Origin of the sequence: Microbacterium sp. NPDC097977 (assembly GCF_040302605.1) — a bacterium.
Lineage (GTDB): Bacteria > Actinomycetota > Actinomycetes > Actinomycetales > Microbacteriaceae > Microbacterium.
In genome coordinates, this window is the sequence record NZ_JBEOUR010000078.1 from 1 (window position 1) to 14,621 (window position 14,621).

Sequence of the window (14,621 nt, forward strand, 5' to 3'; positions counted from 1 at the left end):
AGCTCGAACTTGAGCTCGGATGCAGCCGCCAGCATCTGGTCGGAGAGGTCCTGGATGATCGCCTCCAGCTGCTGCGCGCCTTCCGCGGCGATACCGGTGCGGCGCAGGTTCGGCGTCGGAGACTTGCCTTTGCCCTTGCCGGTGGCACGCCCACGACCCGACATCATCTCCGCGGTGTCGGCGCCCTCACGTGCCAGCACCTCGGTGATGTCGGCGATGCGCTTACGCAGCGGTTGCGGATCGATGCCGTTCTCGAGGTTGTACGCGACCTGCTTCTCGCGGCGTCTGTCCGTCTCGTCGATCGCCTTCGCCATCGAATCGGTCATCTTGTCGGCGTACATGTGCACTTCGCCCGACACGTTTCGGGCCGCACGGCCGATCGTCTGGATGAGCGAGGTGCCGGAGCGCAGGAAGCCCTCCTTGTCGGCATCGAGGATGGCGACGAGCGAGACCTCGGGAAGGTCGAGACCTTCGCGGAGCAGGTTGATGCCGACCAGCACGTCGTAGACGCCGGATCGGAGTTCGCTGAGCAGCTCCACACGACGAAGCGTGTCGACGTCGGAGTGCAGATACCGCACACGCACGCCGTGCTCGCCGAGGAAGTCGGTGAGTTCCTCCGACATCTTCTTCGTCAGAGTGGTCACCAGCACCCGCTCGTCGCGCTCGACGCGCACGCGGATCTCCTCGAGGAGGTCGTCGATCTGCCCCTTCGACGGCTTGACGATGATCTGCGGGTCGACGAGGCCGGTGGGGCGGATGATCTGCTCGACCACGCCGTCGGCGATCCCCATCTCGTACTTGCCGGGCGTCGCCGACAGGTACACGGTCTGCCCGACGCGGTTCTTGAACTCGTCCCAGCGCAGCGGTCGGTTGTCCATCGCGCTCGGCAGACGGAAGCCGTGGTCGACGAGCGTGCGCTTGCGCGACGCGTCGCCCTCGTACATCGCACCGATCTGCGGCACCGTGACGTGCGACTCGTCGATCACGAGCAGGAAGTCGTCGGGGAAGAAGTCGAGAAGGGTGTGCGGCGGCTCGCCGGGCTGTCGCCCGTCCATGTGACGCGAATAGTTCTCGATGCCCGAGCAGAATCCGAGCTGCTGCATCATCTCGAGGTCGAAAGTGGTGCGCATCCGCAGACGCTGGGCCTCGAGCAGCTTGCCCTGTCGCTCGAACTCCTTCAGCCGCTCCTCGAGCTCGTGCTCGATCGTGCCGATCGAGCGCTGGATCACGTCGGTGCCCGCCACGTAGTGGGAGGCCGGGAAGATCGGCACCGAGTCGAGCTTCTCGATGATCTCGCCGGTGAGCGGATGCAGGTAGTACAGCCCCTCGATCTCGTCGCCGAACAGTTCGATGCGGATCGCGTTCTCTTCGTACACCGGGATGATCTCGATGGTGTCGCCGCGGACGCGGAAGTTGCCACGGGAGAAGTCGACGTCGTTGCGGTTGTACTGCATGGCGATGAACTGACGGATCAGCGCATCACGGTCGTAGCGCTCCCCCACCTGCAGCGCCACCATCGCGCGCAGGTACTCCTCCGGCGCCCCGAGTCCGTAGATGCACGACACGGTGGAGACCACGATCACATCTCGCCGGCTGAGCAGCGAGTTCGTGGTCGAGTGCCGCAGTCGCTCGACCTCGGAGTTGATCGACGAGTCCTTCTCGATGAAGGTGTCGGTCTGCGGGACGTAGGCCTCGGGCTGGTAGTAGTCGTAGTACGAGACGAAGTACTCGACCGCGTTGTTCGGCATCAGCTCGCGGAACTCGTTGGCGAGCTGAGCGGCGAGCGTCTTGTTGTGGGCGAGCACGAGCGTCGGGCGCTGCACCTGCTCGACCAGCCAGGCGGTCGTGGCCGACTTTCCGGTACCGGTGGCACCCAGAAGCACCACGTCGGTCTCACCGGCGTTGATGCGCGACGCGAGCTCGGCGATCGCCTTCGGCTGGTCGCCGGCCGGCGCGTACTCGCTGATGACCTCGAAGGGGCGGACGCTGCGCGTGGGTTGCATACCTCCAGCGTATGCCGGGCCACCGACACCGTGGGTCGTGCGGCGATCGTGCACCTAGAGTGGGGGCGTGATCGAGTTCATCATCGGCACCAGCCTCGCCGCCTCGGCGGGCCTGAACGCGTGGATGCCGCTGTTCCTGCTCGGACTCGCCGACCGCATGCTGCCGGCGGTGACTCTGCCCGCCTCATGGTCCTGGCTGTCGGGCGACATCGCCCTGTGGGTCCTCGGCGGCCTGCTCGCCCTCGAGATCATCGCCGACAAGATCCCCGCGGTCGACTCCGTGAACGACGTCGTCCAGAGCATCCTGCGCCCCGCCTCGGGCGGCATCGCATTCGGGGCGGGCTCGGGCGCCCGGACGATCGCCGTGGACGACCCCGCGTCGTTCTTCACCGACAACGCCTGGATCCCCGTGGTGACCGGCGTCGTGATCGCACTGGTGGTGCACGTGATCAAGGCGACGGCTCGCGTGGCGGCGAACGCGACGACCGGCGGACTGGCCGCTCCGGTGCTGAGCAGCGCCGAGGACGGCGCCTCCTTCGTCCTCGCCGCCGCGGCGATCGTCGTGCCCGTGGTCGCCGCTCTCCTGCTCATCGGACTCGTCGTCGCGATGGTCGTGATCCTTCGGCGACGCTCCCGGCGGCGCCGCGATCGCGAAGCCCCTCCGTCCGCCGCAGGGCTCCAGGCGTGAGGAGCGGTGCTCACGCGGAGAGCGGGCCCGGAGACGCGCGCAGCTTCGCGACCGCCACGGCCGCCGCGAGGGCGCACATCGCGAGGACAGCGACGATGAACCACACCCAGTCCACCTCGCCGAACACGATGCCGAGCGCCCACCCGAACAGGCTCGATCCCGCGTAGTAGCCGAAGTAGTAGAGCGAGGATGCCTGTGCCCTGCTGTCGGGTCCTGCCGCCACCGGCGCCCATCCCGATGCCACGGCGTGCGCCGCGAAGAAGCCCCCGGTGAAGAGGAGCAGCCCGAGCAGCACGAGCGTCGTCGCCTGCGCCAGCATCCCGGCCGCCCCCGCGGCCATCACGGCGATCGCTCCCAGCAGCACCGGGTATCTTCCGAAACGCGAGGCCAGGGCGCCTGCCCAGGGCGACGAGACGGTGCCGGCGAGGTAGGCGAGGAAGAGCAGCGTCACCACCCACGCCGGCAGCGCGAACGGCGGCTCGGCGAGGTGGAATCCGAGGTAGTTGTAGACGGCGACGAACCCGCCCATGAGCAGGAAGCCCTGAGCGTACAGTGCGAGCTGGCGCCCCGCGCGCAGCGGGGCCAGCAGACGCGCGAGCATCCCCGGTCCGGCGTCCTCGCGGAATCGCCCGGGGAGGAATCCCTGCGCCTTCGGCGTCAGCCAGAGGAACAGCACGGCAGCCACCGCGCACAGCCCGGAGACCGTCCACATGCCCGCTCGCCACCCCGCCTGCTCGCCGACGATGCCCGACACGATCCGCCCGAGCAGCCCACCCACCGTCGTCCCGGCGATGTAGCTCCCCGCTGCGGCGGCGGCATGCCGGGAGCTGACCTCTTCACTGAGGTAGGCCAGCGCGACCGCAGGCACGGCCCCGAGCGCGACTCCCTCGAGGAGACGCAGAGCCAGCAGCATCTCCGTCCCGGCACTGAGCGGCGCGAGGAGTCCCAGCACGGTCGCCGCGAGCACGCCGGTCGCCATCGCCTGCACCCGTCCGATGCGATCGGCCACCATCGACCACGGGATGACCGCGGCGGCCAACCCGAGCGTCGCCGCCGAGACGCTGAGCGCGGCGCTCGCAGGCGACACCCCGAGGTCGGTCGCCAGCTGCGGCAGCACCGCCTGAGGCGAGTAGAGCTGAGCGAAGGTCGCGATGCCCGCGAAGAACAGACCGACGATCAGTCGTCGGTACACCGGCGACCCCGGGGCGTGGCCGGTGAAGGTCACGACGTGGCGATCCGCTCCCAGAGATCATCCGTCTGCGAGAGCGTCTGCGCGAGCGTACCGGCGGTGTCGATCACGACGTCGGCGACGGCCAGGCGGCGCTCATCGGAGACCTGCGCGTCGATCCTCGCCTGCGCCGCGTCCTCCGCCATGCCGCGGAGTTCGACGAGTCGCCGCCGTCGCTCATCGCCAGGCGCATGGGCGACGACGATCAGGTCCCACGGGTCGTCGACGCGCGCTTCGACCAGCAGGGGCACGTCGTACACGACGACCGTCGTGGGATCCGCGGACATCGCCGCGTCGAACCGGCGCTGCGACTCGGCACGGACAGCGGGGTGGACGATCGCGTTCAGCTGCGCCAGCTGTTCGGCATCCGCGAAGACCTTCGCGCCGAGGGCGGCACGATCCAGCGCGCCGTCGGCGGCGATGACGTCTGCGCCGAAGTGCTTCGCGATGGCGGCGAGAACCGGAGTCCCCGGTGCCTGCACGTCGCGGACGATCTGGTCCGCGTCGACCACGACGGCCCCCCTCTCGGCGAGACGTCGTGCGATGGTCGACTTGCCGGAGGCGATGCCGCCGGTGAGCGCGATGAGAGGCATGCCGCAAGTCTAGGCTTCGACCGGTCCGCGCTCAGCGCCCCAGCAGCTGCCGTTTCGAGCTGATCACGCCCGTGTCGAAGCCTGCCAGGTGCAGTCCGCCGTGGAACCGCGCGTGCTCGATCTTGATGCAGCGATCCATCACCACGGAGATTCCTGCCGCCTCGGCGAGAGTCGCGGCCTCCTCGTGCCATGACCCCAGCTGCAGCCACAGCGTCTGCGCTCCGAGATCGATCGCCTCCTGGGCGACGCCGGGAAGGTCGTCATGCCGACGGAACACGTCGACGATGTCGGGGACGACGGGGAGGTCGGCGAGAGAGGCGTACACGGGCTGCCCGAGGATCGACGACTCCCGCGGGTTCACGAGGTACACGTCGTACGCGGTGCTCGAGAGCAGGTAGGTCGCGACGAAGTACGACGCACGGGCCGGGTTGTTCGAGGCGCCGACGATCGCGACGGACTTCGCTCGTCGGAGGATGCCGAATCGCTGCTGCTGGCTCGGCCCTTCCCACGTGCGTCCCGGATGCAGCGGGGCGGCGCCGGGCAGCGCGCACGCTGCCGCATCCTGAGACGCGGGGAGGGCGCAGGCGTCTGCTGCCGCGATGTTCGTGTCGCTCATCGATCCGTTCCCGTCGCCGTGGTGAGTGCCTGGTCCAGGTCCCAGATGATGTCGTCCGCGTCCTCGAGGCCCACCGAGATCCGGATGAGGTCGGGGCGCACTCCCGCCGCCACGAGCTGCGACTCCGTGAGCTGTCGATGAGTGGTGGATGCCGGGTGGATGACGAGCGTGCGGGCATCGCCGATGTTCGCGAGGTGCGACGCCAGCTGGAGATTCTCGATCAGCGTCTCCCCCGCCGCGCGACCGTCGTCGGCCTTCACTCCGAAGGCGAACACCGACCCCGGCCCGAGCGGCAGGTACTTCGCGGCGCGCTCATGGTGCGGATGCCCCTCGAGCCCTGCCCACGTCACGTAGGCCACGCGAGGGTCCGACGCCAGCCAGTCCGCGACGATGCGCGCGTTCGCGAGGTGGGCATCGATGCGCTGCGGAAGCGTCTCGATCCCCTGCAGCAGGTTGAACGCCGACTGCGGGCTGAGCGCCGGCCCGATGTCGCGCAGTTGCTCGGTGCGGAGCTTGGTGAGGAACCCGTACTCACCGAAGTTGTCCCACCATTTGATCCCGCCGTACGACTCGACGGGCTCGGTCATCTGAGGGAAGCGTCCGTTGCCCCAGTCGAAGGTGCCCTTCTCGATCACCACGCCGCCGAGAGTGGTGCCATGTCCGCCGAGGAACTTCGTGACCGAGTGGATGACGATGTCGGCGCCGTGCTCGAGCGGACGAGCGAGATACGGGGTCGCCAGCGTCGCGTCGACCACGAGCGGAACACCGGCGGCATGCGCGACCTCGGCCAACCCCTCGATGTCGGCGATCTCACCGGACGGATTGCCGATCATCTCGACGTAGACGACCTTGGTCTCGGGTCGGATCGCGGCGGCGTAGTCGGCCGGATCGGTGGAGGCGACGAAGGTGGTCTGGACGCCGAATCGGCGCAGCGTCACATCCAGCTGGGTCACGGTGCCTCCGTACAGCTGCGCCGAGGCGACCACGTGGTCACCGGCCCCCACGAGTGCGGCGAACGTGATGAACTCGGCGCTCATGCCCGAGGCGGTCGCGACGGCGCCGATCCCGCCCTCCAGCGATGCCAGTCGCTCCTCGAGCGCGGCGACGGTGGGGTTGCCGATGCGCGAGTAGATGTTGCCGTACTTCTGCAGCGCGAAGAGATTGCCTGCATCCGTCGCGTCCTCGAACACGAACGACGTCGTCTGGTAGATCGGCACGGCGCGGGCGCCCGTCGCGGCATCCGGTGTGCCGCCGGCATGGAGAGCTCTCGTTCGGAACCCGAAGCGGTGTTCTTGCGTCATCATGTCCTCAGTTCGGCGGTCTCGAGCACGGCGGCGATGTCGTCGACGGCCCAGGGGTTCTGCAACGACGTCGTGTCGCCCAGCGGTGCGGGCGTGCGACCGGCGCGGCGATCCTGCTCGGCCTCCCACAGCTGTGCGAGCAGGCGTCGCATGATCTTGCCGGAGCGGGTCTTCGGCAGATCGGGCACCACGACGATGTGCCTCGGCTTGGCGACCGGTCCGATCGCGGTGGCGACCTGAGCGCGCAGTTGCGACGTCGACACGTCCGCGCGTCCTGACGCGGTGACGAACGCGACGACGGCCTGCCCGGTGACGGGATCGGCGACACCTGCGGTGCCGGCCTCCCCCACCGTGTCGTGGGCCACGAGCGCCGATTCGATCTCGATCGTCGAGAGCCTGTGGCCGGACACGTTCACGACGTCGTCCAGGCGTCCGAGGATCCAGATGTAGCCGTCGGCATCGCGCGTCGCCCCATCACCGGCGACGTAGTATCCGCCGTGCTCGCCGTGTCCGGCGTAGGCCGACCAGTACGCATCACGGTATCGCTGGGGGTTGCCCCACACCGTCCGTGCCATCCCCGGCCACGGACGCCGCACCACGAGCGTTCCGGATCGCCCCGGTGCGACCTCATCGCCGTTCGCATCGACCACCGTCGCGTCGATGCCGGGCAGCGGCACGGAGGCGGAGCCGGGCTTGAGCGTCGTCACTCCCGGCAGCGGCGCGATCATCGCGGCTCCGGTCTCGGACTGCCACCAGGTGTCCACCACCGGGAGTTCATCGCGCCCGAAGTTGCGACGGAACCAGATCCACGCCTCGGGGTTGATGGCTTCCCCGACCGTTCCGAGCAGACGCAGCGTCGACAGGTCATGTCCCCGCGGCAGCTCTGCACCGAACCACGTCATGAACGTGCGGATGAGCGTGGGGGCGGTGTAGTAGACGGTCACGCCGTAGCGTTCGATGATCTCGAGGTGGCGCTCGCGATCCGGGGTGTCCGGCGTCCCCTCGTAGATGACCTGCGTCAGTCCGTTCGAGAGCGGGCCGTAGATCTCGTACGTGTGGGCGGTCACCCACGCGAGATCCGCCGTGCACCAGTGGACGTCATCGGGCTTCGCGTCGAAATGCGCCCAGTGCGCCCAGCTCGCGTGCGTGAGGTACCCGCCCGAGGTGTGCACCAGCCCCTTCGGCTTCCCCGTGGTGCCGGACGTGTAGATGATGAAGAGCGGATGCTCGGCATCGAAAGCCTGAGGAACGTGCTCGGACGAGGCGGTGTCGACCACGTCGTGCCACCAGACGTCGCGTCCCTCGGTCCAGGGGACATCCTGCCCGGTGCGCCGCAGCACCAGGACGTGCTCGAGGTCGGGAAGATCCGCGGCAGCGACGTCCGCCGTCGACTTGACCTCGGTGGCCGTGCCGCGACGGAACTGTCCGTCGCTCGTCACGAGCAGCGCGGCTCCCGTGTCCGCGAGGCGGAACCGCACGGCCTCGGCGGAGAAACCGCCGAACACGAGCGAGTGCACGGCTCCGACGCGCGCGCATGCCAGGGTGATCACGACCGTCTCGATCAGCACCGGGAGGTAGATCACCACCCGATCGCCGGGCCGGATGCCGAGAGCGATGAGCGCGTTGGCCGCGCGCGACACCCTGTCCTGGAGGTCGGAGTACGTCACCGCGACGCGGTCGCCCGGCTCCCCCTCGAAATGCAGGGCGACCTTGTCGCCGCGGCCCGCGTCGACATGGCGGTCGACGCAGTTGTAGGCGACGTTCAGACGTCCGCCGACGAACCACCGTGCGGCGGGAACGGCATCCCCCACAGGCGGGTCCCATTCGTGGGCCGTGTGCCAGGGCTCGGCCCAGTCGAGCCGCTCGGCCGCCTGCTCCCAGAAGAGGGTCGGATCGGACGCCGCCCGGGCATACGCCTCGGCGGTCACATTCGCGGCCCCCGCGACGCCGGCGGGAGCCGGGTACGTGCGGGTCTCGTGCAGACGTGCTTCCGTCACGTCACACCCACCGTCGGAGGAGGTACTTCTCGACGAGCACGAGGAGAGCGTTGGTGATCGTTCCGAGCAACGCGAGCAGCACGATCGACAGGATGATCCTGTCGACGCGTCCGCTGTTCTGCGAGTCGGTGAGCAGGAATCCGAGTCCCATCGACGAGGCGATCAGCTCGGCGGCGACGAGGAACAGCCAGGCCTGCGCGAGTGCCAGTCGGAGACCGGCGACCACCGAGGGGACGACGGCCGGCAGCTGGACGGTGCGGAACAGAGACCAGCCGCGGAGGCTGAACGAGCGCCCCGCCTCGACGAGCTGGGGATCGACGTGCCGGAGGGCCGAGGCGACGGTCGTGTAGACGGGGAAGAATGCGCCGATGGCGATCAGCGTCACCTTGGACTCCTCGCCGATCTGCATCCAGAGGATCAGGAGCGGGACCCAGGCCAGCGACGGGACCGCACGGACCGCCGAGAGCGTGGGGCTGAGCAGCACGTCGCCGATCTTCGAGAGTCCGACGATTCCCGCGATCGCGAGTCCGATCACCGATCCGATCGCGAAACCGAGCAACACGCGCTGCACCGAGATCGCGATGTGGGTGCCCAGCACCCCGCGTTCCGCGAGCTCGACGCCCGCCGAGAACACGGAGCCGGGCGACGGGAGCAGGTACGGCGCGACGAGACCGCTCGTCGTCACCACCTGCCAGGCGACGACGATCAGGGCGGGCAGCAGGAACCCGCCGATGACGCGCACCGCAGGGCGGTCCCACGCATGCCGTGCGCCCACCTCAGGGCGTCGCCGGACTCCGCGAGCGGCGTCGAGGGCATCCTGCGCGTCCGCGGGCACCACCACGCGCTGGTCGGGGAGGATCACTCGCCCCCGACCGCCTTCTCCGCGAACGTGGCGTTGACGATCGAGTCGAGCGCCTTGTCGACGGAGTCCTTGCCGCCCTGCACGTCACCGGAGTCGACGAGCACCGGGGCGATCTTCTCGAGGACCGCGATCTGGCCGTCTCCCGGGATACCGCTCACATCGAGGTTGGAGCGCTCGGTGATGACGGTCTTCGCGACCTCGGGGTCGATGCCGGCGACCTCGGCGAGCAGCGACGCCGTCTCGTCGGGGTTCTCGAGAGCCCACTCGCGCGCCTGCTCGTACGCGTCGACCACGGCCTGGGCGAGATCGGCGTGGTTCTCGATGAAGTCCTCGGTCGCATTGAGGAACCCGTAGGTGTTGAAGTCGACGTTGCGGTAGATCAGCCGGTCGCCCGACTCGACCTCGGCCGCGGCCATGATGGGGTCGAGCCCCGCCCACGCGTCGACGGATCCGCCGTCGAGAGCGGCGCGGCCGTCGGCGTGCTGGAGGTTCTGCACCTCGACGTCATCGATCGAGAGGCCCGCCTCCTCGAGCGACTGCAGCAGGAAGAAGTAGGGGTCGGTCCCCTTGGTCGCCGCCACGGACGTGCCGGCGAGGTCCTCGACCGACGTGATGTCGCTGTCGGGGCCGACGACGATCGCCGACCACTCGGGCTGCGAGAAGATGTCGATGACCTGGATGGGCGACCCGTTCGAGCGGGCCAGCAGCGCCGCGGAGCCCGCAGTGGATCCCACGTCGATGGAGCCGGAGCGCAGCAGTTCGTTCGCCTTGTTGGAGCCGGCCGACTGGACCCACTCGACGTCGACGTCGTCGCCCAGGATCTCCTCGAGGATCCCCTGGTCGCGGATCACGAGGCTCAGCGGGTTGTACGTGGCGAAGTCGATCGACAGCGTGTCGGACGACCACTCGCCGGAGGCGGCGGCGTCGCCTTCCGAGGCGTCGGAGGCCGTGGCGTTCTCACCGGCGACGCAGCCGGTCGCGACGAGCATCATCGTCCCGGCGACGGCGATCGCGGGGATGATTCGGCGGGTGATGGTGCTCATCGGTTCTCCTCGGGTGCGGTGCGGTGATGGGTGTCGACGCCGAGTCCTTCGAGGAGCTCGGCGCGGAGGTTCGCGAGACCGTGATCGGCCCGGTCGCGGGGTCGGATCCCCGGCACGCTCAGGGTGCGCGCGATGGAGGCCGCGTCGGTCTCCGCGTCGCCGCCGAGCGTGCGCAGCAGCAGCACGCGATCGGCCAGGTAGAGGGCCTCTTCGACGTCATGGGTGACGAGGAGGACGGTCGTGGGCTCGGCGGCGTGGATCTTCAGGAGGAGATCGTGCATCCGCAGCCGTGTGAGCGCGTCCAGCGCCCCGAACGGCTCGTCGAGGAGCAGCACACCGGGATTGCGCGCGAGCGCGCGGGCGAGCGAGGCGCGCTGCGCCATGCCGCCGGACACCTCGCGCGGCCGCTGGTCGGCCGCCTGCTCGAGACCGACCAGGTCGAGCAGCTCGCGCACGCGTTCGCGCCCTTCGCGTCGCGCGGTGCCGCGGGGAAGTCCGAGCTCGACGTTCTGCGCGATCGTGCGCCATGGCAGGAGCCGGGGTTCCTGGAAGGCGATCGCGGTGCGCTCGTCGACGTCGGCGACGTCGGTGTCCGCGAGGAAGATGCTGCCGCTCGTCGGTGCGTCCAGCCCGCCGACCAGACGCAGGAGAGTGGATTTTCCGCATCCCGAGGGACCGACGATCGCGACGATCTCGCCGGCCGCGACCTCGACGTCGACCCCGCGCAGAACCTCGCGCCGGCCACGGGCCACGGGGAAGCTCCGCTCCACACCGTGCAGGCGCACGGGCTGAGCGGTCCCGGCGATCGCCGGGACGCGTGCCGTGGAGGGCGCGGAGAGCAGGGAAGTCATATCCCCATGCTGTCCAACTCGCAGAAATGTGACGAATGCCGCCGTAATGTGCGGTCACGGAGCACGGGGAACAGGCGGAGACGCGGAACGGGCCGCCATCCCGAAGGATGACGGCCCGTTCCAGAGCGTGATGCTTAAGCGTTGCCGCCCGACAGCTTCTCGCGGAGCGCCGCGAGGGCCTCGTCGTCTGCCAGCGTGCCCGCGCCTGCGGCCTCGCTCGAGAAGACCTGGCCACCGAAGTCGTCGCCAGCGGCTGCCTCGGCCTCGGCTGCCTTGGCAACCTGAGCCTTGTGGGCCTCCCAACGGGACTGGGCTGCAGCGTACTCCTGCTCCCATGCCTCGCGCTGGGTGTCGAAGCCTTCCTTCCACGCACCGGTCTCGGGGTCGAAGCCCTCCGGGTACTTGTACTCGCCGGCCTCGTCGTACTCGGCGAGCATGCCGTACAGAGCCGGGTCGAACTCGGTGCCGTTGACGTCGACGGCCTCGTTCGCCTGCTTCAGCGAGAGCGAGATGCGGCGACGCTCGAGGTCGATGTCGATGACCTTGACGAAGACCTCTTCGCCGACCGACACGACCTGCTCGGCCAGCTCGACGTGCTTGCTGGAGAGCTCGGAGATGTGGACGAGGCCCTCGATGCCGTCTGCGACGCGAACGAACGCACCGAACGGAACGAGCTTGGTGACCTTACCCGGCGTGACCTGACCGATCGCGTGGGTGCGGGCGAAGACCTGCCACGGGTCCTCCTGCGTCGCCTTGAGCGACAGGGAGACGCGCTCGCGGTCGAGGTCGACCTCGAGGATCTCGACGGTGACCTCCTGGCCGACCTCGACGACCTCGGAGGCGTGCTCGATGTGCTTCCAGGACAGCTCGGAGACGTGCACGAGGCCGTCCACGCCGCCCAGGTCGACGAACGCACCGAAGTTGACGATCGACGACACGACACCCTTGCGGACCTGACCCTTGTGGAGGTTGTTCAGGAACGTGGTGCGCGACTCCGACTGCGTCTGCTCCAGCAGCGCGCGGCGGCTGAGGACGACGTTGTTGCGGTTCTTGTCGAGCTCGAGGATCTTGGCCTCGATCTCCTGACCGAGGTACGGCGTGAGGTCGCGGACACGGCGCAGCTCGATGAGCGAGGCCGGGAGGAAGCCACGGAGGCCGATGTCGACGATGAGTCCACCCTTGACGACCTCGATGACCGTACCGGTGACGACGCCGTCGTTCTCCTTGATCTTCTCGACGTCTCCCCAGGCACGCTCGTACTGAGCACGCTTCTTGGAGAGGATCAGACGGCCTTCCTTGTCCTCCTTCTGGAGAACCAGGGCCTCGACCTCGTCGCCGACCTTGACGACCTCGTTCGGGTCGACGTCGTGCTTGATGGAGAGCTCTCGCGAGGGGATGACGCCCTCGGTCTTGTATCCGACGTCGAGCAGAACCTCATCGCGGTCGATCTTGACGATCGTGCCTTCGATGATGTCGCCGTCGTTGAAGAACTTCAGGGTCTTCTCGACCGCGGCCAGGAAGTCCTCAGCAGATCCGATGTCGTTGATGGCGACCTGCTTGGTGGCCGGGGCGGTCGTTGCGGTAGTCATGTAGTGGGTTGTCCTTGTGAATGGAGACTCGGGCTGAAGGCTCCGGCCGCGCACGGCCGACTGCGAGCTCTGCAGCGATGGTGTGGGTTTCTGCCACCCGGGCATGCACAGGCACGCCACGAGTGACAGTCAAGGCTATCAGATCCGAGGACTCTTTGACGGACGAGATGTCGCGGCGCGGGGTGCGCTGACAGACTGTGTGCATGCCTCGCGCCGACAAGCTGCTCCTGCTCGACACCGCCAGCCTCTACTTCCGCGCTTTCTACGGTGTCCCCGACAAGGTGACGGCGCCCGACGGCTCCCCCATCAACGCCGTACGAGGGCTGCTCGACATCGTCGCGAAGCTGGTCACGCTGTACGAGCCCACCCATGTGGTGGCCTGCTGGGACGACGACTGGCGTCCTCAGTGGCGGGTCGATCTGATCCCGAGCTACAAGTCGCACCGTGTCGTGGAGGTCGTTCCGGCCGGCCCTGACGTCGAGGAGGTGCCCGATCCGCTCGAGGCGCAGATACCTCTGATCCGCGAGACCCTCGGGCTGCTCCGCATCCCGATCATCGGCGTCGCCGAGCATGAGGCCGACGATGTGATCGGCACGCTCGCCACGCACGCCACGATGCCCGTGGACATCGTCACCGGAGACAGGGACCTGTTCCAGCTGGTCGACGACGAGAGAGATGTGCGGGTCATCTACACCGCTCGCGGCATGAGCAACCTCGAGATCGTGACGGATGCCGTCGTGGTGGCTAAGTACGGCGTGCTCCCCTCGCAGTATGCGGACTTCGCCACGATGCGCGGCGACGCCTCCGACGGCCTTCCGGGTGTGACCGGAGTCGGAGAGAAGACGGCGGCGACGCTGCTGCAGACTCACGCCGACCTCGTCGGCATCCGAGCGGCCGCCGCAGCCGGAGAAGGGATGAGCGCGGGCGTCCGCGCGAAGATCCTGGCCGCGACGGACTACCTCGACGTCGCACCCACGGTGGTCGCCGTCGCCTCCGATCTCGACATCGAGGCGCCCGGCGATGCGCTCCGCCCCCTCGACCCCGCCGAGGTCGACGCCGCGACGGCCGTCGCAGACAGGTGGAACCTGGGGTCGTCGATGACGCGGGCGATCACGGCGATCGCGGGCATCGACGGCCAGGGCTGACCGCGCGTCACCGCGCCCAGGCGAGCAGCCGCTCCAGCCCCCACGTCGTGACGATGCGCGCGGCGGGCACGCCCGCCCGCTCGGCACGCTCCGCGCCGTGATCGAGCAGCGAGAGCTGGCCGGGCGCGTGCGCATCGGAGTCGATCGAGAAGAGGCAGCCGGCCTCCAGGGCGATCGCGATCAGTTCATCCGGCGGATCCTGGCGCTCCGGACGTGAGTTGATCTCGACGGCGACGCCGTTCTCGGCACAGGCGGCGAACACCGCCTCGGCGTCGAACTGCGACTCCGGGCGGGTCCCGCGCTCGCCCTGGACGAGGCGCCCGGTGCAGTGACCGAGGACGTTGACGCGCGGATGCGCCACGGCGGCGAGCATGCGCGCCGTCATCGGCCGCCTGTCCATCCGCAGCTTCGAGTGGACCGACGCCACCACGATGTCCAGTTCGTTCAGCAGCTGCTCCTCCTGATCGAGGGCGCCGTCGTCGAGGATGTCGACCTCGATGCCCGCCAGCAGGGTGAAGCCGTCGCCGGACTCGGCCCGCACGAGCGGCATCTGCTCCCGCAGGCGCTTGGACGAGAGCCCGCGGGCGACGCGCAGGCGCGGCGAGTGATCGGTGATCGCCTGATACTCGTGCCCCAGCGCTCGCGCGGCAGCGGCCATCACCGGGATCGGCGTCGTGCCGTCCGACCAGTCCGTGTGGGCGTGCA

Annotated in this window: 13 protein-coding genes; 2 read left to right on the top strand and 11 right to left on the bottom strand. The window is 68.9% G+C overall.

From position 1 onward, the window contains the following. Positions 1-2,003 (bottom strand): excinuclease ABC subunit UvrB (gene uvrB, locus ABTZ43_RS14560; protein WP_350539335.1); only part of this gene is annotated, 2,003 nt, incomplete at its 3' end. A 67-nt stretch (positions 2,004-2,070) separates the two neighbouring features. Here uvrB and ABTZ43_RS14565 point away from each other — a divergent pair. Then, on the top strand, positions 2,071-2,691 hold the full coding sequence (locus ABTZ43_RS14565) for a DUF4126 domain-containing protein (RefSeq protein ID WP_350539336.1): 621 nt from the start codon (positions 2,071-2,073) through the stop codon (positions 2,689-2,691). 10 nt (positions 2,692-2,701) lie between these two features. On the opposite strand, the gene ABTZ43_RS14570 is transcribed toward ABTZ43_RS14565, so the two are convergent. From ABTZ43_RS14570 to rpsA, 9 genes are all read right to left on the bottom strand, one after another. Then, complete coding sequence (locus ABTZ43_RS14570) at positions 2,702-3,916, bottom strand: MFS transporter (protein WP_350539337.1); 1,215 nt, start codon at positions 3,914-3,916, stop codon at positions 2,702-2,704. After that, positions 3,913-4,512, bottom strand: coding sequence for a dephospho-CoA kinase (coaE, locus tag ABTZ43_RS14575; RefSeq protein ID WP_350539338.1), 600 nt, complete (start codon positions 4,510-4,512; stop codon positions 3,913-3,915). The genes ABTZ43_RS14570 and coaE overlap by 4 nt, the downstream gene beginning before the upstream one ends. A 31-nt stretch (positions 4,513-4,543) precedes the next feature. Beyond that, positions 4,544-5,128: a CoA-binding protein gene (locus tag ABTZ43_RS14580; RefSeq protein ID WP_350539339.1), complete on the bottom strand. Its 585-nt coding sequence runs from the start codon at positions 5,126-5,128 to the stop codon at positions 4,544-4,546. After that, on the bottom strand, positions 5,125-6,429 hold the full coding sequence (locus tag ABTZ43_RS14585; protein WP_314096620.1) for an O-acetylhomoserine aminocarboxypropyltransferase/cysteine synthase family protein: 1,305 nt from the start codon (positions 6,427-6,429) through the stop codon (positions 5,125-5,127). Before ABTZ43_RS14585 ends, ABTZ43_RS14580 begins: the two co-directional genes overlap by 4 nt. Continuing rightward, on the bottom strand, positions 6,429-8,426 hold the full coding sequence (gene acs / locus ABTZ43_RS14590) for an acetate--CoA ligase (RefSeq protein WP_350539340.1): 1,998 nt from the start codon (positions 8,424-8,426) through the stop codon (positions 6,429-6,431). The genes ABTZ43_RS14585 and acs overlap by 1 nt, the downstream gene beginning before the upstream one ends. A gap of 1 nt (position 8,427) precedes the next feature. After that, positions 8,428-9,288, bottom strand: coding sequence for an ABC transporter permease (locus ABTZ43_RS14595; protein ID WP_149422757.1), 861 nt, complete (start codon positions 9,286-9,288; stop codon positions 8,428-8,430). Then, positions 9,285-10,331, bottom strand: coding sequence for an aliphatic sulfonate ABC transporter substrate-binding protein (locus ABTZ43_RS14600; protein ID WP_350539341.1), 1,047 nt, complete (start codon positions 10,329-10,331; stop codon positions 9,285-9,287). The genes ABTZ43_RS14595 and ABTZ43_RS14600 overlap by 4 nt, the downstream gene beginning before the upstream one ends. Beyond that, entirely contained in the window at positions 10,328-11,182 is an 855-nt protein-coding gene (locus ABTZ43_RS14605; RefSeq protein WP_350539342.1) for an ABC transporter ATP-binding protein, read from the bottom strand. The genes ABTZ43_RS14600 and ABTZ43_RS14605 overlap by 4 nt, the downstream gene beginning before the upstream one ends. A 134-nt stretch (positions 11,183-11,316) precedes the next feature. Beyond that, complete coding sequence (rpsA, locus tag ABTZ43_RS14610) at positions 11,317-12,771, bottom strand: 30S ribosomal protein S1 (RefSeq protein WP_045253758.1); 1,455 nt, start codon at positions 12,769-12,771, stop codon at positions 11,317-11,319. 203 nt (positions 12,772-12,974) lie between these two features. On the opposite strand from rpsA, the gene ABTZ43_RS14615 reads away from it, so the two are divergent. Beyond that, positions 12,975-13,916, top strand: coding sequence for a 5'-3' exonuclease (locus tag ABTZ43_RS14615; RefSeq protein WP_350539343.1), 942 nt, complete (start codon positions 12,975-12,977; stop codon positions 13,914-13,916). A 7-nt stretch (positions 13,917-13,923) separates the two neighbouring features. Here ABTZ43_RS14615 and ABTZ43_RS14620 read toward each other — a convergent pair. Next, on the bottom strand, positions 13,924-14,621 hold a 698-nt coding region (locus ABTZ43_RS14620), incomplete at its 5' end, for a PHP domain-containing protein (protein ID WP_350539344.1).